At 64.6% G+C, this 21,980-nt stretch carries 22 protein-coding genes; 5 read left to right on the top strand and 17 right to left on the bottom strand.

Going from position 1 to position 21,980, the window contains the following annotated elements:
- Window positions 1–253 precede the first annotated feature (253 nt).
- The 3 genes from ACHMXA_RS31900 (at window position 254) to ACHMXA_RS31890 (ending at window position 4,076) form a co-directional block, all read left to right on the top strand.
- A complete protein-coding gene (locus ACHMXA_RS31900) occupies window positions 254–835 on the top strand; it encodes a hypothetical protein (protein ID WP_395322390.1) in 582 nt (193 codons plus the stop codon).
- Entirely contained in the window at window positions 828–1,934 is a 1,107-nt protein-coding gene (locus ACHMXA_RS31895; protein WP_395322388.1) for a relaxase/mobilization nuclease domain-containing protein, read from the top strand. Before ACHMXA_RS31900 ends, ACHMXA_RS31895 begins: the two co-directional genes overlap by 8 nt.
- Window positions 1,935–2,537: 603 nt before the next feature.
- On the top strand, window positions 2,538–4,076 hold the full coding sequence (locus ACHMXA_RS31890) for an IS3 family transposase (protein ID WP_395321717.1): 1,539 nt from the start codon (window positions 2,538–2,540) through the stop codon (window positions 4,074–4,076).
- Between the two features lie 640 nt (window positions 4,077–4,716).
- On the opposite strand, the gene ACHMXA_RS31885 is transcribed toward ACHMXA_RS31890, so the two are convergent.
- The 16 genes from ACHMXA_RS31885 to ACHMXA_RS31810 form a co-directional block, all read right to left on the bottom strand.
- Entirely contained in the window at window positions 4,717–4,920 is a 204-nt protein-coding gene (locus ACHMXA_RS31885) for a hypothetical protein (protein WP_395322386.1), read from the bottom strand.
- A gap of 53 nt (window positions 4,921–4,973) precedes the next feature.
- Entirely contained in the window at window positions 4,974–5,606 is a 633-nt protein-coding gene (locus tag ACHMXA_RS31880) for a TraX family protein (RefSeq protein WP_395322385.1), read from the bottom strand.
- 145 nt (window positions 5,607–5,751) lie between these two features.
- A complete protein-coding gene (locus tag ACHMXA_RS31875; RefSeq protein WP_395322383.1) occupies window positions 5,752–6,948 on the bottom strand; it encodes an LPD7 domain-containing protein in 1,197 nt (398 codons plus the stop codon).
- A 25-nt stretch (window positions 6,949–6,973) separates the two neighbouring features.
- Window positions 6,974–8,902, bottom strand: a complete 1,929-nt coding sequence (locus tag ACHMXA_RS31870; protein WP_395322381.1) for a type IV secretory system conjugative DNA transfer family protein — start codon at window positions 8,900–8,902, stop codon at window positions 6,974–6,976.
- Complete coding sequence (locus ACHMXA_RS31865; RefSeq protein ID WP_395322379.1) at window positions 8,868–9,209, bottom strand: ATPase, T2SS/T4P/T4SS family; 342 nt, start codon at window positions 9,207–9,209, stop codon at window positions 8,868–8,870. Before ACHMXA_RS31865 ends, ACHMXA_RS31870 begins: the two co-directional genes overlap by 35 nt.
- 14 nt (window positions 9,210–9,223) lie before the next feature.
- Window positions 9,224–10,018, bottom strand: a complete 795-nt coding sequence (locus ACHMXA_RS31860; RefSeq protein ID WP_395322377.1) for an ATPase, T2SS/T4P/T4SS family — start codon at window positions 10,016–10,018, stop codon at window positions 9,224–9,226.
- On the bottom strand, window positions 9,987–11,324 hold the full coding sequence (gene virB10 / locus ACHMXA_RS31855) for a type IV secretion system protein VirB10 (RefSeq protein ID WP_395322375.1): 1,338 nt from the start codon (window positions 11,322–11,324) through the stop codon (window positions 9,987–9,989). The genes ACHMXA_RS31860 and virB10 overlap by 32 nt, the downstream gene beginning before the upstream one ends.
- Complete coding sequence (gene virB9, locus ACHMXA_RS31850; RefSeq protein ID WP_395322373.1) at window positions 11,321–12,139, bottom strand: P-type conjugative transfer protein VirB9; 819 nt, start codon at window positions 12,137–12,139, stop codon at window positions 11,321–11,323. The genes virB10 and virB9 overlap by 4 nt, the downstream gene beginning before the upstream one ends.
- Before the next feature lie 20 nt (window positions 12,140–12,159).
- Complete coding sequence (locus ACHMXA_RS31845; protein WP_395322371.1) at window positions 12,160–12,882, bottom strand: virB8 family protein; 723 nt, start codon at window positions 12,880–12,882, stop codon at window positions 12,160–12,162.
- A 141-nt stretch (window positions 12,883–13,023) separates the two neighbouring features.
- A complete protein-coding gene (locus tag ACHMXA_RS31840; protein ID WP_176668783.1) occupies window positions 13,024–14,073 on the bottom strand; it encodes a type IV secretion system protein in 1,050 nt (349 codons plus the stop codon).
- Between the two features lie 14 nt (window positions 14,074–14,087).
- A complete protein-coding gene (locus ACHMXA_RS31835) occupies window positions 14,088–14,297 on the bottom strand; it encodes a hypothetical protein (protein WP_176668784.1) in 210 nt (69 codons plus the stop codon).
- Window positions 14,298–14,303: 6 nt separating this feature from the next.
- Window positions 14,304–15,038, bottom strand: a complete 735-nt coding sequence (locus ACHMXA_RS31830; protein WP_395322368.1) for a type IV secretion system protein — start codon at window positions 15,036–15,038, stop codon at window positions 14,304–14,306.
- Window positions 15,031–17,538, bottom strand: coding sequence for a VirB4 family type IV secretion/conjugal transfer ATPase (locus tag ACHMXA_RS31825; RefSeq protein ID WP_395322367.1), 2,508 nt, complete (start codon window positions 17,536–17,538; stop codon window positions 15,031–15,033). Before ACHMXA_RS31825 ends, ACHMXA_RS31830 begins: the two co-directional genes overlap by 8 nt.
- A 15-nt stretch (window positions 17,539–17,553) precedes the next feature.
- The gene (locus ACHMXA_RS31820; RefSeq protein WP_395322365.1) at window positions 17,554–17,922 is read right to left on the bottom strand and encodes a type IV secretion system protein VirB3; all 369 of its coding nucleotides are present in this window, start codon (window positions 17,920–17,922) and stop codon (window positions 17,554–17,556) included.
- Between the two features lie 11 nt (window positions 17,923–17,933).
- Window positions 17,934–18,434, bottom strand: coding sequence for a TrbC/VirB2 family protein (locus tag ACHMXA_RS31815; protein WP_395322363.1), 501 nt, complete (start codon window positions 18,432–18,434; stop codon window positions 17,934–17,936).
- A gap of 4 nt (window positions 18,435–18,438) precedes the next feature.
- Window positions 18,439–18,900 carry a hypothetical protein gene (locus ACHMXA_RS31810; RefSeq protein WP_395322361.1) on the bottom strand — a complete coding sequence of 154 codons (462 nt, stop codon included), beginning with the start codon at window positions 18,898–18,900 and terminating at the stop codon, window positions 18,439–18,441.
- 324 nt (window positions 18,901–19,224) lie between these two features.
- On the opposite strand from ACHMXA_RS31810, the gene ACHMXA_RS31805 reads away from it, so the two are divergent.
- Both ACHMXA_RS31805 and ACHMXA_RS31800 read left to right on the top strand, forming a co-directional pair.
- The gene (locus ACHMXA_RS31805; RefSeq protein WP_395322359.1) at window positions 19,225–20,016 is read left to right on the top strand and encodes a ParA family protein; all 792 of its coding nucleotides are present in this window, start codon (window positions 19,225–19,227) and stop codon (window positions 20,014–20,016) included.
- Complete coding sequence (locus ACHMXA_RS31800) at window positions 20,013–20,915, top strand: ParB/RepB/Spo0J family partition protein (protein ID WP_395322357.1); 903 nt, start codon at window positions 20,013–20,015, stop codon at window positions 20,913–20,915. The genes ACHMXA_RS31805 and ACHMXA_RS31800 overlap by 4 nt, the downstream gene beginning before the upstream one ends.
- A 14-nt stretch (window positions 20,916–20,929) precedes the next feature.
- On the opposite strand, the gene ACHMXA_RS31795 is transcribed toward ACHMXA_RS31800, so the two are convergent.
- Entirely contained in the window at window positions 20,930–21,913 is a 984-nt protein-coding gene (locus tag ACHMXA_RS31795) for a helix-turn-helix domain-containing protein (RefSeq protein WP_395322355.1), read from the bottom strand.
- Window positions 21,914–21,980 lie beyond the last annotated feature (67 nt).

Raw genomic sequence — 21,980 nt, 5'->3', positions numbered from 1 at the left:
ACATCGGACGTTGCCATAGTCGCGGATGCAGCCGGTGTTCGGCAAACCGAACATCAGCGGGTGATGGCACTTCGTCGGGACGGAACGATGGGGAGGTCTTGGCGGCGGCCAGGATGGGTCGGGGACTCGACCCTGCTCGTCGGCTGGTGGGTTGTGAGCCGCGAGTCGGGGAGTGTTGGGGGGCAGAGTCCTTGTGCGGCTGTGAGGGCAGGATAGACTGCCGTCAGACATTGTTAACAGCGATGGCGTCGCGATGACCAAGACCTCTCGATCGAGCGTGATTGGGACCCGGGTGTCGGCCGAAACCCGGACACGCTTTGCTGCGCTCGCGGCACGTCATCAACTGACTGAGGCCAGCCTGCTCGCCAAGCTCGTCGACGAAGTTCTGCGCACCAATGCGCCCTCGACCACGGTGTCGTCCTCCACACATGCCCCGCGCGCTTCGGACACCGGCCGTCTTTCCGAAGATCGCATCACCCTGCGGCTTCGCGCGGGGGATCGTGCCCTGATTGCTGAACGGGCCGGGTTGCGGGGCATGAAGCCGGGCAGCTACCTGGCCATGCTGATCCACAACCATGTGCATGGACCCGTGGTGCTTCCGCCGAACGAACTCACCCAGATCAAGGCGACCTGCGCACAACTGGCCGCGCTCGGACGACAGTTCCGAATGTTCGGTTTGCCGAACACCTTCACACAACCGCAGGCCCCCGAGATCATCGAGGCACTTGCGCTTGCCCGAAGGGAGATCGAGCAGGCGCGCCAGGCGACGGCCGCCATCGTGCAGCGCAACCTGATCAGCTGGGAGGCCCGCAGCCGCGAGGTGGACCATGCCTAAGCAGACGCTGCGGCTCGCACGCGGCGGTCGCCGATCCGCCGAGGGCGTGCGCGACATGGCGCTGGACATCGTGAGCTATGGCCGGCGCGGACCCGGTGGCACCCTGCGCTTCGGGTCCGGCGAGATCGCGCAGATCCAACGCACCGTGGGACGCACGCCCGAGGTGTTGGTGAAGGTCTCCGGCGGCGGGCGCGACACCGGTGGCGTCGAGGCGCACTTGCGCTACATCACCCGGCACGGCAAGGTGCCCCTCGAGACCGATGAAGGTCCTGCCATGCAGGGCCGCGGGGCGCCCAGGGAGATCGTCACCGACTGGCAACTGGACCTGTGCAGCAGCCAGTACAGGCCCAAGCCGGCCCCAGGCCAGAAGGACAGCCGCGCGAAGCTCGCCCACAACATCGTGCTGTCGATGCCGCCGGGTACCCCGCCGGAAAAGGTGCTCGCAGCGGCATGCGTGTTTGCGCGGGAGAACTTCGCGTTGCAGTACCGCTACGCGATGGTGCTGCACACCGACCAGCCACATCCGCATGTGCACCTCGTGGTCAAGTGCGAGCACGAGTTCGAGCCTGGCAAGCGCCTCTACATCCGCAAGGATACGCTGCGCCAGTGGCGCGAGCAGTTCGCCGCGCTGATGCGGGAGCAGGGTGTCGCGGCCAACGCGACGCCGCGGCAGGTGCGCGGTCAGATCCGCAAGCCGCTGAAGGACGCGATTCATCACCGGCTGCGCGCGCTTCGGGCATTCGGGCAACTGCCGCCGGACGAGCGGGCAGGTCGGCAGCCGCCGAAGACGTCGAGTTTCATGCGAGCCAAGCTCGGGGCCGTGCTGCGGGCTCTACAGACAAAGCGAGACACCCTGGATGCCAGCAGAGATGAGATGCAGCGCACCCGGCAGGAGGTGGCGGCGGACTGGCAATCGACCGCCGACACGCTGAGAAGGCAGGGGCAGGCCGAATTGGCCGAACGCGTGGAGCGCTTCGTCCGTCGCATGCCTGCCGTGCAGACCGACGAGCAGCGCATGGCGGAGCGCTGGAAGGATGCGGAGCGAAATCGAGCGCAGGAACGTACAGATGCCAAGTCACCTGGAGCACCGGCTCGGTGAGCCAGGAACTTGCGCAACGGCCGATGGAGTTTTTTGCCCGGGCGTACTCAGCGCGTCTGGCAAACATCACCGGTTTCGCTGAAGGCGCCTTCGGGGGACCGACGTGTGGGTCACTTGGTGCGCGACAGCTGCCTCCGTTTCATTTGCCATCTGAGCGTGTTGGTCACTGATGCCGAAAGGTAGGGTTTGCCCCCTGTGAAAGTTGCCAGTTGTCGGAAGTTGTGAGTCGTCGCATGCTCGACGCACATCCACGCGTGAGACGAGTCTTGAGAGGCGCTGGATGCGGTCGCAATGCCGATCGAGTCTCGTTTGGAGTGCTGCTCTGGTTTCGGCGCCATTGCTGCTGCTGTCCGGATTCTCAAGTCAGAGATCAGCCGTCGTTACTCAGGGGTACTCGGACGTCCACGGACCGGCTGACCTCAATATTGGAGCCCGGCATGCGCCCGCGGTTCGACGACTTCTACCGGGCAGTCTGAAATTCAGTGGCCATGACCGGTTCGGACTGGCCACAGTCAGTCGGTATAGTCGCCGAACTGTTGATTTCCATCCAGAAGTGACCCACTGGGGGTGCGGACGAAAACTTGGACTACCAGGAGGTAGTTCATGTATTCCTACGAAGATCGGATTCGAGCCGTTGAGCTCTACATCAAGCTGGGTAAACGCGTGCGGCCCACCATCCGCCAGCTTGGTTATCCAACAAAGAATTCTCTGAAGGGCTGGTACAACGAATATCAGCAGAAGCTCGACTTGCCAATGGGCTATGCGGGCCGCAGACCCAAGTTCTCGCTGGAACAGAAGGCGGCAGCTATCGAGCATTACCTCACCCACGACCGCTGCATTGCTGCCACCATGAGGGCATTGGGCTACCCCGGAAGAGGGACACTGACCGCTTGGGTTCGCGAGGCCGTTCCTGAGGCCAGAAGGGCCGCCGTTGGCAGCGTGGGCCGAAGAAGGTACTCTGGGAAGCTGATGCAAGCGGGAGTCATGGAGCTTTGCACGCGCGAGGAAAGTGCGCAGGCAGTAGCCGACAAGTTCGGCGTGTGTCGGCCAACGCTGTACAACTGGAAGAACCAACTTCTGGGACGTGAGGCACCCGCATCCATGAAACGCACCCATCCATCCTCGCCTTCGCAAGAGCGCGACGAGCTCGAGCGCCAGGTCGAGTCGCTGCGCCGCGAAGTCAGGCAACTTCGCCTTGAACAGGATCTCTTGAACAAGGCCAATGAACTGTTAAAAAAAGGCCTGGGCGTCGACCTGCAGCTCCTGTCCAACCGGGAGAAGACACTGCTGATTGACGCCCTCAGGGAGCACTACGGCCTACCGGAGCTCCTTGCACAGTTGGATCTGGCGCGCAGTTCGTACTTCTATCATCGGGCTCGTTCAGCGATGGGCGACAAGTACCTGGAGGTGCGGCAATCCATCACCGACATCTTTGAGTCGAACCACCGCTGCTATGGCTACCGCAGGCTGCAGGCATCCCTGAGCAGACAGGACGTGGCGATCTCCGAGAAGGTGGTGCAGCGGCTGATGAAGCAAGAGAGCCTGGTTGTTCCGAAGCCCAGGAAGCGCAGGTATGCGTCATACCTGGGCGAGATCAGTCCAGCGCCTGAGAACCTCATCAACCGCGACTTCCAGGCTGCGGTCCCCAATAAGAAGTGGCTCACGGACATCACGGAGTTCCAAATCCCGGCTGGCAAGGTGTACCTCTCGCCCATGGTTGATTGCTTCGATGGGATGGTGGTCAGCTGGACCATCGGGACCAGCCCGGACGCTGAGTTGGTCAACACGATGCTGGATGCAGCCATCGAGACGGTGGCGAACACAGCTGATCGGCCCGTGGTCCACTCCGACCGAGGGGGCCACTACCGCTGGCCGGGCTGGCTATCAAGAATGAGCGACGCGAAGTTCACCCGCTCGATGTCTCGCAAGGCATGCTCACCTGATAACGCAGCTTGCGAAGGCTTCTTCGGTCGGCTCAAGAACGAGCTGTTCTATCCTCGGGACTGGAAGAACGCCACCATTGAGCAATTCATCGAGGCGCTCGACTCGTACATCCGCTGGTACAACGAGAAGCGGATCAAGATCTCCCTTGGCTCCCTCAGCCCTATCGAATACCGGGTGAGCCTTGGACTTGCGGCATAAACCAGTCCAAGTTTTTATCCGCACCCCCTGAACCTCATCAGACGGTTGCCTATACAAAATGGGCTAGATGGTCTTGGGCCGAATTCCGCTTCACGCACGAACGACTGGTCATGGCCGACTATGGCCTGTCGGACTGTGGCGCTTCGACTAGGCCAAGCCCAGCAAGCGCCACCAAAAATTGTTCATATTCTTGATCTTGCATGCCTTCGACCGAGACGGCCACTGCGTGATACCAGGGGTTTGGGTGTCCACACTCGATAGAGAATCTGCAAATTAGCTGCGGAGCACAGGAAGCGGTGCGTGCAGCAGCCTGAATCTCGTCGCAGGCCGAATCAAATTCATCGCGGCCGAATGCTTGCTCGATTAAGCGCAAGGGGATACTTTGTGTTCGCTGCGACGCGTTCGCTCTGAAAAAGCGGATATTTGTCATAAATAGGGTTTGAACCTTTAGCCTGAGATTGCCAAATCGTTCATTGATGGACCTCCCTCACGCCGCTTGCGTGGGCATTCTGCCGAGTCCCGCTCCAGAGATTCTTTCAGCCCAATCGATTGCTTTAGGGAGAACTGAGCACCGCTGATGACCGTCGGCTCCTGGCCAACTACGGGCTGTCGGGCTGTGGTGCTTCGACTAGGCCAGGCGCTAGCGAGCGCCGAAAAATTGATCATATTCTTGATCTTGCATGCCTTCGACCGAGACGGCCACTGCGTGATACCACGGGTTGGGGTGGCCGCACTCCATAGAGAAGCTGTAAATTTGCTGCGGAGCACTGGAAGCGCTGCGTGCAGCAGCCTGAATCTCGTCGTAGGCCGAATCAAATTCATCGCGGCCGAATGCCTTCTGCATCAGCCTGGGATGCGCACAGTGATGCCCTTTCGGACTTCGGCAGCCGCAACGCTTCAAGCCAGCCCTTGCACCAGCGCGATCACCGACAGATGGGCCGGATAGAAAACATAGAAAACCCATCGGCTGCGCACCATCGGCATCTCGAGCCGCGAGGCGCCCCAAACGAGCGGCAAGGCAGCCATGGCGGCGAAATTGCCGTTGACGGCAGCGAGCGACGCGGTCGCCAAGGTCCACAGCAGCAGGCGAAGTCTCCCGGGGCGGCGCAGGAATGCCCAGGCACCGAGACAGAAGAGGAGCGCCGGCCACCAGAACTCCACCAGGGCTCCGCCGATGAGAAACGCAAAACAGGCGGCACTGCGGCTGCGCCATCGGCCGCGTTCCAGTAGCCCGACGATCAGCGTGGCGAGGAAGAGTGTGGCCATGATGTTCAGTGGCCACCAGCCGACCAGATGCGCATATGCCGGCGTCGCCAGCGCTGCGAAGACGGCCAGGCGTCTCATGGCACGCAGGTGGACACCGGCAGCAAGGGCCCCCGGGCGCGCCAGATGGGCCATGAGCACGAACCCGAACAGCGGCATCGCCATGCGTCCCAGCGCGTAGAGCGTGAGGCTGCCTTCGTGCAGCAGGTACTTGTTGATGTGATCGCCCGCCATGAGCAGCAGGCCGACCCACTTGAGCATCTCCATCGAGCCGGCTGAAACGAGCGGGACATGAGGCGGCACCGGGGATTGCGTGCAGGAGGGGCCAGGCACATCCCCGGCGGCACGCGCGCGAGGTGGCCGAAGCAAGTCCGTGCGTCGTGTAGTAGCGGGCCGACGTCTGCCCTCGGGCTTAGACGCGCTCATGGCCTTCCTCCCGGCGGCGGTGAATCGTTTGACGCTCCCGCGCAGGCAGGTCGGCTGTACGGCGGGCGGGGACGCGAACCAGTTCGCCTTGGGCGAGCGCATCGGCCGTCCGCTCCCGGATCATCTGCAGCAGGTGCAGTTGGGACTCAGGGTCCGTGGTGACTCGGCGGGCGAACTGCTCGGCCAGCTTGAGGACTGCCGCCGCCGAGGCCAGTTCGCGGTGTCGTGAGAGCTCCTCGTCGGAGAACCCTTCGCCCGTGCGCACACGTTCGGCGTGGTTTTCGAGTGTGCGAAAGTGTTCGGCCGTCTCGATGCTCCATCGCGTCTGCTGTGCAGCGATCTTCTTTTCTCCGGTCAGATCGCCTTGCGCATTCCGAGTGGGCACGCGGACGGTGACCGCGCGCGAGCCCAGTTGATGGACCTCCACCCTGTCGCCGACGCGCGCTCGAGACGCCGATTCGGCGAGGGCGCGTTCGAGGTCGGCACCCCAGATGGTGCGCTTGCCGGCCTCGGTACGGACGGTCACGTAGAAGGACATGCGCTGCGTCCGATCGAATTGGTACGGTGCAGCCGCCGCCTCCACGAGGATTCCTCTGATGGGCGGTCTTGAGTCCACTCGTCCTTGGCCCGCATCGTGCACGGTGCTGCCGGTGGGCGGGGGCTCGGCGTTGGAGCTGCTCTGTACGGAAACATCCGGCGCGCTCCGTTCCTGGCGTGCGGATGCTGCTGGTGGCGGAGCCTCGTCACCTGCTTGCGGTGTGGAATGGCCCGTCTTCAATGCGCGCTGGACCAGGAGGATCTCGGCCCGCGTGGGGCTGTAGCCGTGAACGGCGATGTTCCGCTGCGCAGCCTCGCGCCAGATGCGGCGGCGAAAGGTCTTGGTGCCATGAAGTTCAAGCAGCTTCCATCCTCGCGCCTGCGCAATTGCCACGATGTCGCGCAACGCCTGTTCGTTCTCCGTCTTCACGCGAAGGCGGTCGCCCTCGTCGATGAATGCCAACGTGCGGTCGGGGAACAGGTAGTGATTCCGGCTGCGCTGGTACCGGCTGGCGATGAAGGCGGGCACCTGATGTCGACGGCGATCCCCGTCGAATGCGTTCCCCCGTACGAAGCCGTAGAAGCCTCCGGCGGAGCTCTTGGCGCCATTTCCGGAGGGGTTGCTGGGCGATGAATCCGTGGCCATTGGAGGCTCCTTTCGCGTGGCGACGTCAATCCAGGACCTGTGCCATGAACTCGTCCACACGGTGCTTCAGTTCGTTCTCGTCGAGCTTTCCGGCCGGAATCTCCACGTCGTCGAAATCGAAGGAGAAGTGGTCGAGGTTCAGGTCGTCGTTCGATAGGCCTTCCGCAACGGCACCCTGTGCGGCCGACGCGGAACTCCTGCCGTTTGGCAGGGGCGCATCGCTCGAAGCAGAGCGCGACGTGGCATCGCTGGCCGTGCGGGGGGAGGCTGACCGGGTCACCACAAGCCGTGGAACCGGTGGGGGTGGCAGTTCGCGGCTCGCGAAGAACCTGTCGCGGAAATAGAGGATGCGGTGCGCCAGCACCGGGCGCAGGCCTTCGTGGAAGAGCAGCATTCGCTGCCGGCTCAGCTCCTTGACCTCCTGGGCAAGGAGCAGGCGGCGAGGCTGCTCGCTGATGCTGACGGTCGACGTCCTGCTCGCGCCGCCGACGGCACCCCACAAAGGCCGGCTGACGCCTTTCTGCTGGACGGTGTAGGTGCCCAGCTCCCGCGAGATGGCCTCGGCGTCCTCGTACTCCTTGGGAGGAAAGACGATGCGTGCGGCGAGCATCTTGCGTATCGATCTGGCACCCTCGACGCCGTACTTCTCGACCAGTTGGGAGTTGGACTGGACGATGATCACGGCGCGCACGTTGTAGCCGGGCAGGAAGGCGGTGGCGTCGGCGATCACCGGAATGCGACCCAGGGCCGGGAACTCGTCGAGCATCAACAGCAGTTGATGGCGAAGCTGCGGGTTGTTCTCGGGCAGCTCGCGCGTCTGCAGGCCGATCGCCTGCTGGAAGAACAGGTTCAGAAGAGGCTGCAGCCGCGTGATGTTGTCGGGGTTGATCTGCACGTAGATGGAGATCGCCCGCTTGCGCAGATCGCGCAGATCGAAGTCGTTGGCCGAAGTCGCGGCATCGATCATCGGGTTGAGCCACAGATCCAAGCGGCTGGTGAAGGTCTTGCGGATGCTGGAGGCCGTGGTCGGCGCCAGATCGATCACGTCGTAGAGGCTCTGCACCGCTTCCTGAGACAAGGGATAGCCGGCGCGTTCGCACGCGTCGATCACGCGCTTCCAGTGCTTTTGGAATCCCTCTGCGTCACTCGCCATGCCCTGGCGCAGGACTTCGCCCAGCGTCCGCGTAGTGCCCTGGGTCTCGAAGAGGTACAGCGCGATGCCCAGGAACAGCGAACGCGCCGAGGAGGTCCAGAACGGATCGCCGACCTGCGGGTCCGGAAAGAGCATGGTGCCGATGCGCTGCAGATCGTCGATGCAACGGTAGGGCACCTCTGAAACGTAGCCCAAGGGGTTCCAGCGCGCGGAGCATTCGCGCTCCGACAGGGGGTCGAACAGGTGAACTTCCTGTCCATGCGCCGCGCGGTAGCCGGCGGTGCGCATGAAGTTCTCACCCTTGATGTCGCTGACGATGGCCGAGCCGGGCCAGTTCAGCAGGTTCGGAATGACGACGCCGACGCCCTTGCCGCTGCGCGGCGGCGCTTCAAGTTCTACACCCTGCTGGCCCGGCAGCATCAGATAGCGGTTGCGAAGGCGCCCCAAGATGATGCCCTGATCCGCGAGGAGGCCCGCCTCTGCAACCTCGCGCCTTCTGGCAAACCGTGCTTCGCCGTGCAAGGGGCGTCGCCGAGGCAGCATCGCGAAGCCGACCAGGCCCAGGGTCACGCCCTGGGACCCGATCAGTGCGGTGATCAGGGGGCGGCGCACCTCCGGCCTGTCGCCATAGGCCTTCCAATAGTGAAGAAGCGTGAGAAAAGTTGCATGCTGGGGTGGCAGCCTCATGGCCATCAGGAATGCATGGCCGCCAACGTACAGGCCGACCATCGCCGCCACGAGCAGCGCGACCGCAACCCTGAAGGCACTAGGCAGGCCTTCGGTGCCTCGCGCCCGGGTCATACCAGATCTCCTGCACGATGCGTCGCTGCCGGCCGTGCATGCTGTCTCGGGCGCATTGCACCACGATGTCGACACTCATCTGCGCCAGCTCCACGCCCTCGCGTGTGCTCATGCCCTGGCCCGCCTGGCTGCGCTTCGTCAACTGCGCCAGTGCCACGAAAGCCATCTCGGCGCTGTTGGCATGTACGCTGGTGATGGAGCCGGGGTGGCCCGTGTTCACCGAAACCAGGTAGTCGTAAACCTCGTCGCCAGTGCGCAGCTCCGAGACGAACACCCGATCCGGACGCTGTCGCTTGGCACTGGCCAACAGCTGTCCTGGCGTCACATCCGCTTGCCCCTGGGCCCCCTGGGAATGAGAAGAGGCGCACATGATTGGGCTGGTTGCGCAGGGAGAGCTCCCTGACGTCCTCGATGGTGATCAGCCGGTCCCCCAGCAGGCACTTCCAGGATCAGTGCCTTGGCGACCGTGGTCTTGCCGGAGCTGGTCGCGCCGGACAGAAGGATGTTCTTTCGCAGTTGGACGGCGCGTCGCAAGAAGGACACGAACTGGCGCTTTCCGAGAAGCCTCGTCAGCTCGCGTTCTTCCGGTACCAGGCTGGCGGCATCGGACTGCGCGACGGGCAACGCGGGAATGCTGCGCGTGGTCTCGAAGATTTGCAGGCTCTCCAGGTCTTCCAGGGTCCAAAGGACATTGGACGGACGCCGGATCGTGATCGAGACGGTCCGCTCCGATGTGGCGGGTGGCAGCACGATCTGGATCCGTTCTCCACCGGGCAGGACAGCGGACAGCAGCGGCTCGTTGGCGGAGATTCGCTGGTGCGTGAAGTTGGCGACCAGTTTGGCGATGGCGATGCACCAGTCGAAGCTCGCGAAAGGCAGCGCCTCGGGCGCCCAGCCGGACTGCCGCTCCACGAACGCAGCACCCGGTTCGTTGATGCAGATCTCCGTGACTTCAGGGTCATCCAGCAGATGGCGAAGCGGTGCCAGAAAGAGCGCGAGGGAAGAGGGTTGCTCTCGCGGTACGGCAATGGGCTCTGCTGCCTGAGGCGCCCGTGCATCGTCCGCGTCGGTTTCGGGCGCGTGGTCAGGGTGCGTTGGGGTCGATTCGAAGCGCATAGACGTTCCTGAAATCCACGTCGCGTGCGACCAGGATCTGGATGCGTTCGCCCTGGTTCTTGATGACCGTGGGCGGGATCGACACCGTCCCGCGCAGCACCTCGGTGATGACGTCGCGTCCGCCGGAGGGCGCCAGGACCACACCGCCGCTTCGGCCGTCGCCGGCGCTGCCTTGCTGCTGGGCGGCAAGGGCCTGCATCGTGCCATCGACGACCGAAATGAGGATGGCCGATCCGAAGCGGTCCCAGAAATGGGTATCGACGAATCCTGGCAATCCGCTGCGCCCGAGCTCATCGGTGCCCGGGGAAGCGAGCTGGACCACCACGCCGGCGGGCGTGCGGGCCTCGTTCCAAAGGATGAAGACGCGGCCTTGTCCCTGACGCGGTGTGCCGCGCTGCTCGCCAACGTATTTGGTGCCGCGCTCCAGCAGCACGACCTTGCCGTCGGCGCCATAGACGTCGCCCGCGCCGATGCAGGTGGCCATGCCTTCGTAGGTGGAATCGAGGGCCGTCTCCAGGGTGCAATCGATGAACGCACCTTTGGGCAGGAGCATGCGCCGCGTGGGCAGGATCTGGGCGGTGACCGCCGGGGTGGACGTCGGTCGAAGGCTGGCGGCGAGGCCGCCACTACCGAAGCTGGGCGAGGCGGCATTGGATGCCCGCAGGGCGCCGACGATCTGCGCCATGTCGGGGACGGCACCGGGCAACGTCATCTGCTCACCGAATGCAGCGGGCGTCCGGGCGCCCGGGGCCTGCGTGGATTGCGCGTGCCGAAGCACAGGAAATCCCAACTGCCGCTCCAATGCGATTTGCTCGGGAGTCTTCGGCGGCGATCCGGTCGTGCCCGTTTGTGTCGGCATTGGCGCAGGCGGCGCATTGGCTGCAACCGGTGCCGGCTCCGGCGAACGGACCTTCGGCGGCGCGACGGGGCCCAGCGGCGGCACTTTCATCTCGCCGCCGGCGCGTTCGGCAGCGGCCTTCCTCGCAGCCTCATCCGCCTGCCGGGCACGGGCGTACTGCGTGTTGTAGTACCAGAACAGGAATGCCGCCCCCAGCAGCACCATCAAGGTCAATGCCAGGGCACTGCTGACGCGTGACTGGATGGTGCGTTCGCGATTGACCGAGGGGATGGTTCTCTCTCCGTCCATCCCGATGCCCTCGATGTCCGATCGCGAGGCGTCGGGAGGGCCTGCCGTTGCTCGGTCGCCGGAAAGCAACTCACCAGTGTCGGGGTCGATTTCCGTTGCGCCTGGACGCCCGGGTCGATCTGGCTGAATCTTCTGGCCGGGGCCGCCTCGCCAGTTCATGGTCCCTCTCCTGCGTTGATGCGGTGCACACCCGGTACGCTGGTGTTGTTCGGGGCACGTATGCCGCCTCCCGTGAAGGACCGGTTGACGACGCAGCCGGCGAGCTCACCGCGGCGCAGGACGAGGCGCCGCGCCACGCGATGGATGACGACCTCGTCGTCCTCGATGTTGAAGTTCAGAAGCGATTCGGAACCGTCGTCGTTTTGCACGAACATGGCTGGAAACTCGGCGCGGGCGTGGAAACGCAGCCGGGTTTGGATTCCATCGTCATAAGCACTCTCGGGTTTGAGCGATTCGCTGCCACAGAACCAGTAGTCCATGTTGCGCGGTCGACGGGTTGCCGCTTCCCTCATCCGCGCTTCGGTCTCCCGACGCTGCAACTCAGCGGCGGCGGCTTGTGCCTGATCTTCCGGATAGGTGAAGCGTATCGAGTAGATCATGCGCCGGGCGGCCGCGCCGTTGGCCACGCTGGCCGAAACGATGTAGTCGAAATGGTAGGAGCGTCTGTTGGTGAGGACAGTGAGGTTGGTCGAAGCACGGGCCTCTTTGGGCTTGATGAAGAAGTGATTGCTCTCAGCACCGACATCGAAAGCTCCGTTGTCGCCGGAGCCGAGATTCACGAACTCCTCGCCTTCGGCGAACTGCAGATGGATCTGGTAACCCACGAAGCCCTGCAGGGTGATGACGTCATCGGGGTTGTAGGCGACCACCCGAACGCGTGCGTCAACCTTGCCGATCGGTGGCACGGTGGCGGAATGGACGGCCTGGGTCGCCAGCAGCAGGCCTGTCGTCCATCCCGCGACCAGCACGGACATCGGTTGCATGCCTCGAGCCTTCATCGCAGATCCAACCTGACGGACGAGGTGTCGGCGGGAACCACCTCGGGCTCCCGGCGATATTCCATGACCCGAAAGCCCAGAGGATTGAGCGAGCGCATCTTGTTGTCTTTCGATGGCGGCACATAGGCGAACTCGATCGTGGCGACCCAGTGGCTCGCCTGTTCTTCCCCGGTGCCGCCAGCGCGTGCAAAACTGGTGAAGCGAACCTGCGCGAGCTTGTCCCTGCCACTTTCGAGTCGCAGGAAGGTCACTGAACGCACCTGAACGCGAATGGACGTCCCGTCCTTGTAGAGTTTGAGAGGCGACGCCGGGTTGTCGCTGGCCCACAGGGCCGCCCAGTTCTGGTTGAGCCGCGGCGAATTCTGCGAGGCGACGAGTTCGTAGTCGGCCTCCGCCGTCCCGTAGAAGTAGCGTTCGCGTGCGATCACGTAGCTTTGAAGCAGGTTGCGCGTCACCACCTGTTCGATATCGGTCGTGCCCTCGTACGTGGGCACGATGTCGACGATCCCGGTGCTGCTGTCGACCCGGATCAGAACAGGAACGGGTTGCTTCAATGGCGTGAGACCGCTGACCGCAACCACTGCGAGTGTCGCGAGGGTCGTCGCTGCCGCTGCGACGGTCCAAGCAACACTTGCGGACCGTTCCGCCCGGCGCCCACGGTCGATCTCCCAACTCTGGGCCTCGCGAAGGTATTGCTCAAGGGCGGCGTCCTTGGGCATCTGATTCTCCGGAGTCTGAGGAAGCGTTGATCGGTGTCAGCGGGCCATCGCAACCCGGGGGCAGGGGTGGGCGGGTGGCACATGCCGAGAGCAGCAAGGTGAGCAACAGGAGGGTGGCGGCCGGCTTCATGCGTGCTGCCTTCATCGATTGCGGGAGGTACTCGGCATCGCCCGTTCCCTGGGAATCACCGTGCCGCCTCGGCGAGGGGTTCCGAGACTTGCCAAGGACGTTGCAGCGGTGGCGGCGCGGTTGCCCGCAAGACGGGTGAGGGAGTCCCAGCGACCACCCGGTTGGCGCCGGACGCCATCGAGGACGCCTCGACCGAACTCGTAGCTCGTGCGCTTGGCGCCTCCCATGGACCATCTCGCCAGCCCGCCGATGGCTCCCTGTGAACTGAGGGCGACACCGCTTGCGAGACCGGCGGCCATTGGCATGACCTGCGTCATGATCAGCAAGACCAATGATGCGCAAAGAACCATGTTCAGCGCGTCGACCGTGACAATCGCAGCGCCGTGAGCGGCTGTCTGGATGGCGTAGGCTGAAAGTGTCTGGAGCATCAGGCTTGTGGCCAGAGTGGCCAGAACGACCACAAGTGCGTAGTTGGACAGCTGAGCGATCCAGGCTTCGAAGAACCTTCGGGTGGCCTCGAAGAAGAGCAGACAGATGAAGATCGGTCCCAAGGCAAGGATGAGTACGAGGGCAATTCGCGAGAGCGCGAGCAGAAAAAACGTGTAGACGGTCACTGCGCCCATGATGAGGTAGACGACGGCGCCGGCCAGATAGAAGCCGAAATCTCCGTTCAGTACACCCCCTTTGTTCCAAAGGTTGAACGCGACGGTGCCGCCGTTGTCCCAGATGGAGTCGATCAGCGACACCGGACTGGCCGCCCCGATGACTGCTGCTGCGAGTTGGCTCGGTGCGTTGAAGAACGTGTCAACGATGACGGCGTTGAAGAGCCACAACCTCAGGCCCAGACCCAGAGTGATCGCTATGAAGAGGATGCGCTTGATGCCCTCCCAGATCGGCTCCTGGATTTTCCCGGTGATGCTGAGAAAGCCCCAAATCATCACGTAGATCGTCGCGAGCGTTATCGCCGCAGGCTCGATCGCACTCGCCACGGCGGCTGTTTTTGCTGAAACATATTCAGTCAGCTGAGCGTTCAGCCACGTCCAGAATTGTTGGAAGAACATCGCCGCCCTCGCAGTCACCTGATCGCACCATGGGGCGGCGGCAGCTCTGGCTGGAAGCGCTTTGAAAAGCTTCCATGTTCGGGAGCCATCTTCTGTGTCCGCGGCGCGTTGGAGCTGTCGCTGGGCATGGTCGTGACGGGGCAATGCGGCACAAACAGGTAGGCGAATCCCGCGGCAACAGCGGCGAAGATCGCGGTAGGGACAATGGTGACGGACGAGGCCATGGCGAATCAGGGCCTCGGAAGAAACCGGGTACTGAACCTGCCATGGCCGGCGATCACCTGCTCTCGCGTACGTTGCCGCTGGGTGGCCTCTTCGGCCATCGCCATGTGATAAAGGCTCTGCAACTTCGTTTGCTCATTGGTCAGCATGGTCTGCTCGGCCTGGATCCGCGCCTGCAAGTCCTGGATGGCCTTGGGGTCCTGGGCCGTAGCGATGCCGTTGACGAGCTGCTGCAGGGCGGCAAAGCGCTGGCTCGTGTTTTGGTAGGCGCTCTGGGTCATTCCGTGGAGCAACGCCGCCGATTGCCGGCCTTGATCGACGATCTGGCGCAACTCGGGGCCGAGCGCTTCCATCTGTGTTCCCGTGAGGATGCTGTTGGCCTTCAAGATCGACTGCACCTGGGTGGACAGGCCGGCGTAGCTGCCTGACGAACCTTCCTGCGTGCGCAGCAGTTCGTCGTAGCTGGCGGGAAGGTAATTCCGGGCGCTGTTGGAGGTCGGAAGCAGCTGTTCCATGCCGCGGGTTCCTGTCATGGCACCGTGGGTCTGGGCCAGTTGTTCCTTTGTGGCCTTCACCTGGTCGAGCTGCTTTTGCATGCCCGAGATCTGCTGCTGCCAGTACATCACCTGTTGAATCAGGTTGGCGATTGCCGTCACATCGATCACCGGGATGCCAGCCTTCGCGTGCAGAGGGACCGCGAAGGTGGCGATGGCGAGCAACAGGGCGATGACATGTCTATGCATGGGGGGGCTCCTGGGGTGGGGATGAAGGGGAGGAACGCGCTGCCAGGAGTGCGCGGAACGCAGGCAGCCATTGATCGGGCCGCGGTCCTCGTGCTTCGATGAGCTCGCGCATGAGGCGGACGTTGTCGATGCGTCCAGAGATGACGTGAAGGGCGTCGTCGAAGCCGCGCAGATCGAGCTGGGCAACCACGCTGACGTGGTTCTGCTTGATGAGGAACTGTCGCGAGCCGGGCTGCAGTTCCTGCTTGATGAGTGCGAACTCCCGGTCGGTCAGGTTGAAGCCCTGGGTGTACTCGGCGTAATCCGCTTCGGGATTGGGAAACAGGATCTTGGTCGGCGTCTGTTCCACGATCGCACGTGCGATGCTCGAACCGAGGACATGGCTGGTGCTCTGAGTGAAGGTGGCGATGTTCGCGTTCTTCTTTCGCCAGGTCTCGAGCCCGTTCTTGGCGAACCGCGCGAACGCCGGATCGCTCAACAGCTTGGCGAACTCATCCATCCAGCAGACGAGAGGCCGCCCATCCACCATCCGGTTCACGAGGTGGAAGAGGTACATGGTCAGCGGTGCCCTGACGACCTCGTTGTCCAGGAAGTCCGTCACGTCGAAGCCGACCAGCGCGTGCTGCTTGAGCAGCGGCGCCACTTCGTCGCGGTCGTTGTCGAAGACCCAGGCGTAGTCGCCGTGGTCCGATGCGCACCACTTGCGAAGGCGCGCATGCATGCCCTCGGGCGCAGTGACGTCGAGGAACGCGCTGAGACGCGAAAGACGTCTGAATGGAGGATCGAGCTTGAGCGTGCCGCGCAGGGCCTGGTCGAGGTCGTCTTCCTCGCGAACACTCAGGGTGTCGTCGGGTCTTCGCAGGACCAGGCGCCGGAGCCAGTGCCGCATGAACTCGACGTTGTCGGGGATGCGGTCGTCCAACTGTAGGGGATTGCAGTGGGTCGGCGTTGCGTTCCTGAGCGGGAGGTACTGGCCGCCGAGCGCGCGCACGAGGATGTGCAGGCCTTCGTCCTTGTCGAAGATCACCTGGGTCGCGTCGAGGCGATTGCATATCGCAGCCATGCAGAATCCGAGCAGGGTGGTCTTGCCCGTGCCGACCGGGCCCACGCCCGTGATGTGGCCCACGTCTTTGCGGCTGCCGCCGTCGGGGCTGCGCGGATCGCTCGCGTGCAGGGAGAAGTAGTACGGCGAGCCCGCACGTGTCGTGAACATCGTCAGCGCATTGCCCCAGTGGTTGCCCGTCGGCCGGCCTGTCGGGTAGTTGTGGAAAGGGGACATGGCCGCGAAGTTGCGGCTCGTGATCGGTGCCTTGCGACTGCGGTAACCGAAGTTGCCGGGCAACTGTGCCCAGAAGGCGGCCTCGAGCGCCAGATCCTCCCTCGCCACGACCATGCCGGTGTCGCCGAGGAGGTAGCGGGCGTGCGCGATGTGGTCGTTGAGCTGCTTCAGGCGGTTCCGGCTCTCGCTGTCGGCGCAGGCATCGACGGCGTCTGCCAGCACATGCAGGCTGAAGTGGTGGTCTCCCACCACGAATCGATTGCTCATGAGGTCGTCGAGTGCGTCCTTGAGCTCCTCGGCTTGGGAGATGGCCAGATCGCCCGCGGCCGCCATCCGGTGGTGCTGGCGGCCCATCATGTCCGTGGCGGTCCCCTTGGCCAGGAAGGTGAAGCTCTGCGTCAGTACGAAGCTGAAGGAGGCGCTCAGCAGCGCGCTGAACATGCCCGGCGCCGTGGGCGTCGGGTATTCCTTGATTCCCAGGAATGCGCCGACCCGGGTCTGGGTGCCGGTGCGGTATTCCATGGCCTCGTTGCCGAAGAACGGTCGAGTGGTGGCCAGAACCTCGTTCAGCGGTGAACGGGTCAGCGGCATGCGCTGGCGCTCGCCATTGATCAGAAGCCCTTGAAACTCCGCCAGAGAGGAGAAGAGAGCGTCCTTGCCATCGAGGCGGTAGATGCCAAGCGCGATGGGATCGTAGCGCTCCAGGGCTGCGATCAGTTCCTGGCGCAGCTTGGCGCAGGCGTCCAGCGAGTCGCGCAGCTCGGCCTGGATGCTGGCCGGATCCGTCTGCCGGAGCAGCCGCAGCGTGGCGTTGCCGATCCGCGTGGGCTGCGGGCGAAAGACCAGCGAGAGATACAGCTCGTTGACCATCAGCCGCTCACCGGCCATCTGCTGTCGGTAGCGGTGTTCGACCTCGCCCGCGAAGCCGGGAACCGTGCGTCCAGCCGGATAGCCAATTTCCCGGCGCCGGATCACGTGGCTCCAGAGGGCGAGATTCGGTGAGGCGATGTTGCGAAGCAGGACATTGAGGCGTTCGTGCCAGCTGTTGATGTCATCGTCATCGGCACTCTCGAAGCTCGCGCCGCCCAGGCGCAGGGTCTGGACGTAGTCGCCTGCGCGAGTGCGGATCACGTGTTCGTCGACATGCGCGGTGAACGGGATCATGGCCGCGGCTGCGATCTCGCGGCGAAGCGTTTTTTCCGAGCGAGTGAGCAGGCGCATGGTGCCGTCCGGATGTCAGATCACCGTTGCCGGCGCTGCCCGGCCGCGGCGGCGACCCCGTCCACCGGGCAGGTCCAGCGCCAGCGGGCTGTACGAATTGGCGCGCCAGTACCGCTGGTTGCCGGCGACCATGGCCGGCAGACGCGTGCGCCCCCAGAGCTGCAGCAGATCGAAGAAGCGCGGCTCGCACAGGCAGACCAGGTAGAGCATCCCGTGGATCGGGACGAAGGCCAGAAGCCAGGCAAGGTTCTTCGTCACGATGAACGACTCGGTCGTGACGACGATGTTGAACATCATGGCCGAATAGGTGACGCCCCAGACCATCGATGGCCGGGTCATGCCCACGAACAGCGGGTCGGCAACGATGCCTTGGTTGCGATTCATGGTGCCTGTCCTCAGACCCCGAAAAGACCCCGGATCCAGGACACGATCTGCGGGCCGCCGAAGACCAGCACCGTGCCGATGACCACGGCGACCATCCACCACCAGCTCAGGCGTCCGAACCAGGCCATGGCGCCGGAGACCATGACGGCGACGGCCGCCAGTGGCGTCAGGATCGCCACGAGCTGCTGCTGCGTGGCGTTTGCGCCGGTTGCGAAAGGACTGCCCGCCAGCGCGGCATCGGGAACGGCAATCGCGAGGAGGGGAAGGAGCCAGGGTACGATCCCGAACGCAAGAGGCTGATCGCACCTGACCCCCAGGGCCCGCATTCCTGTCGGCCTGCCCGCTGCAGTGGGATCGGGCCGAGCCGCATGCCGCGCATTCGGAGCCGGGCGACCGATCGCGCGGCGCGAGATCTTCCCGATGCGCCGGAGCAACGCTCCGGTCCCGCCGGCCTTGCAGGACGGCACGTGGCGCCTCGGCGAAGCGACGGGTGGGATCGAACGGAGGACCATGGCATTACTCCTGCGGGTCTGGGCGGGCGCCACGGGCGTCCTGGCCCGACGCGCTCAGGTTGGCTGCAGACGCCTCCGGCCGGCGGCTGCGGTAGACGTCCCACCAGGGCGTGGATGCCGGGCGCTTGTCAGCACCGGCGCGATGGCTGTCGGGCCGCGCGGTCGTCGGTCTGGCGGCCGCGGAACCGGGTGCCTCGAAGGTCGCGGAGGCGATCTCTCTCCGGAGGGCCGTGATGTCCTGAAGAGTGCGCAGGCGTTGTGCATCGGCTTCGCTCGCTGCAAGGGGGGCGGATGCCGCCGTGCGTTCCTCCGGGCGACGCGTGAGGCTTTGCAACTGCGCCTCGGCCTTCCTCAGTTCCTCACGCAGGATCTCGACACGCTCGCTGTCGCGGCCGGCCTGCACGGCCGGAGCGACGCGGTGAGGCGAGGATGGCAGCGCATGTGCGCACAAGAGGGTGGCTTGCACGGCCAGGGTAACGACGGTTCGCAGGCGGGGCAGGAGGGCTGGCCGGCTTTCGCCGGTGGCTTGGTCGTGGGAGACAAATCTTGCTCGCATGGGCGAACTGTTCACCTTGAGCAGCGCGCCTGTCGACTATCACTTATGACAGTGGAACTGCAGGAATTCGAGGCGCCAAATCGCGCGGGCTCCACTTGCGCGAATCCCGGCGATCACGGCGGGCGAGCCGCCGCGAGGCGCGTCAGGCCCCTGGTGCGCGCATCAGACGCGCAGTGCGAGCTTGCCCTGGCGTGACAGGCCAGGTTTCTCCAGTCGATGCGCGAGGAACAAGCCGTGGGCAACGTGGTCGTCTTTGGCAATCAGAAAGGCGGAGTCGGCAAATCCACGCTGGCGGTGCTGTATGCGTGGTGGCTCGCCGAGATGCAGCGTCGGTCCGTGTGCGTGATCGACCTCGACACGCAGGCGAACAGTTCGAAGTCGTTGCGCCAGTTCACGACCGGTCTCGAGGCGTCGCGGCTCTTCGATCAGGCTGCGCCGACCCCATTGCCAACGGGCGGCCGGGCCGTTTCGCTCGTCGCGAGCAGCAGGTGCATGGCCGATGTCGAGCTTGCGCGGCCCGAGCTGGTGATCCCCGCGTTTCGTCGGAGCGTGACGCGCCTGGCGCAGGACTTCGACGCCGTCGTGATTGATACGCCGCCGGCGCTGGGCCTGCGCATGAGCGCGGCCTTGATCGCGGCGACAGCGGCGGTCTGCCCCATTGAGCTGGAGGAGTACAGCATCGACGGGGTCACCGACATGCTCAAGACGATCTTCGGCGTCAGGCAGCGCCACAATCCGCAACTGCGGCTGGCCGGCATCGTTCTGAACCGGTTCAATCCGCGTTCGCTGCGACAGAAGGCGGCGATGCAGGAACTGGCGGAAAACTTTCGGGAGTTCGTGATTCCGGCGAGGATCTCGATCCGCTCCGCGATTCCCGAGGCATTGGCCGAGGAGATGCCCGTATGGCGCCTGCCCAAGACCGCGGCGCGCGAGGCCAGTGCCGAGCTGATGCGGGTTTTCGAGCTGCTGCAGCAGCGCATCGACTGCTCCTGCGGCCCGGCACCTGAGCGCGAGGTGTGGGCATGAAGGGGCAGGGCAGCCTGGATCTGAGCGTGCTGTCCCAGTTCCGGGCCGCCGACCTGCTGGCAGTCGAGCCCGCGCATCCTGCCCTGGGCGAGCCGAAGGCGGTGGCGCTGCATCGCATTGAGCTGGATCCTTCCCAGCCGCGCCGATGCCTGCGCGACGATAGCCTGGAGGAACTGGCGGAGTCGATCCGGCTGTACGGCGTCCTGGAACCTGTTTCCCTGCGGCGCCATCCCCGGCACGAAGACCGCTACATCGTCAATCGCGGGGAACGCAGGGTGCGGGCGGCGCGGCGGGCAGGCCTTGCCGCCATACCCGCCTTCATGGACGAGCGCTGCGATCCGTTTGCCCAGGCGGCGGAAAACCTGCACCGCGAGGACATGTCGCCCTTCGACCTGGCCGCTTTCATCGCCGAACGGGAAAGCGCCGGCTATTCGCGCGCGGAGATCGCGCGCCGTCTGGGCAAGCCCCGCTCCTTCATCACGGAGGCGGCCAGGCTCAACGATGCACCTGAAGCGCTGCGCCAGGCAGCCGAGCAAGGGCGCGTGGGGGCTGACGTTCGGGCGCTATATCAGCTGGTGACTGTTGCACGCGAACGGCCTGAGGAATTCCAGGCGTTGTTGGCACGCGGTGGCCCGATTGGACGGGCACGTGTCGACGAAATGGCCGGGCGCTCGGGATCTTCCGGGTCGAAGATCCCACCAGCACCAGCGGTGAATGCCACGGGCGGGCGGGTCAGCGGCGGGCGCACGGTGCTGATCGTGGAACACGGCGGACGCCGCGGATCGCTGCGCATCAAGGCGTGCGACGGCAATGTGGGAGAGGTCCGCTTCGGCGATGGAACCCAAGCTTTGCTGCCACTGTCGCAATTGCAGCCTGTGTGCTGGGCGACCGAGGAATGAGGCGGGACCCTGGGCTATGAGCGCGACGGATCATCCGGTGGGCCGTGGCGCTGCCGGTACTCCAGCGGCGTCATCCGCAGGCTGCGCAGGAACGCCCTGCGCATCACTTCCTGCGACCCGTAGCCGCATTGCGCGGCAATGGTCTTGAGCGGGAGCTCGCTGGCCTCGATCAGGCGCCGAGCCGCCTCGAGGCGCAGCCGGATCACCCCTTGCGCCGGCGTGACGCCGGTCTCGCGTCGGTAGAAGCGGGCAAAGGAGCGCGAAGACATGTGGACCTGCTGCGCCATGGCGGCGACGCTGATCTTCTCGCTCAGGTGCGCCTCGATCCATGCGTGCAGCGTGACGATGCGTGGGGCGAGAGAAAGGCATTCCTGCCGCATGCGGCGGTAGCGCTTCTTGCCGTAACGGTGGCTGTGCCGTCCGCGCAGTCGCAACGCGACGGTGTCCGCGAACTGCCTGCCGCAGTCCTGCTCGATCCACGACAGGGCCAGATCCACGCCCTGGTTCGCATCGAAGTTCTGCCAGCCGCGCGCGGCCGCACGGGTCGTGAAGTGAGCGGGAGCCTGCACGTCGGCAACCGGTGTCGTCGGGGGCGTAGACGTGCGGGGTCGTCCCAGGCGGATCCGGGGCATCAGCGGCAGCAATGTCTTGCTCCCGAGCAGGGCGCAGCGCCTCAGGCGGCGTCGGCCGTTCGACAGCCATGCACGCAGGCGCTGCATGCTTGTAGAACCATCCCCCACGCGGACCCCATCGGGCATGCCGCTGAGAACGAGCGAGTTCGACGGGCCTGCCAGCTGCGGCGGCGGCAGTCTGGTCGCGAGTCCCACCCCGCCCGAGCCCACGACATGACCGCCCTGGAGCGAGGTCAATCGGACCCCGTAGGCGGCGAGCCGGTGACGCCTTTTTCGCAGGGCATTGGCGGCCTTGAATACGGCCATGACGCCGAGCACGTCGGCGAGCAGGAACCCGGGAAGCAGCAGGAACCAGACTTTGTGCATCGTTCAGGGCCACCGTCTCCATGTTGGAATCGATCCGCGCCTTGACCTACGCAAATCCTGTTGGCCC

The sequence above is a fragment of the Variovorax sp. UC74_104 genome (genome assembly GCF_044055375.1).
In the GTDB taxonomy this organism is placed as follows: Bacteria; Pseudomonadota; Gammaproteobacteria; order Burkholderiales; family Burkholderiaceae_C; genus Variovorax.
The sequence above is the reverse complement of the archived record's forward strand: the minus strand, read 5'-3'. Positions and strand labels throughout refer to the sequence as shown.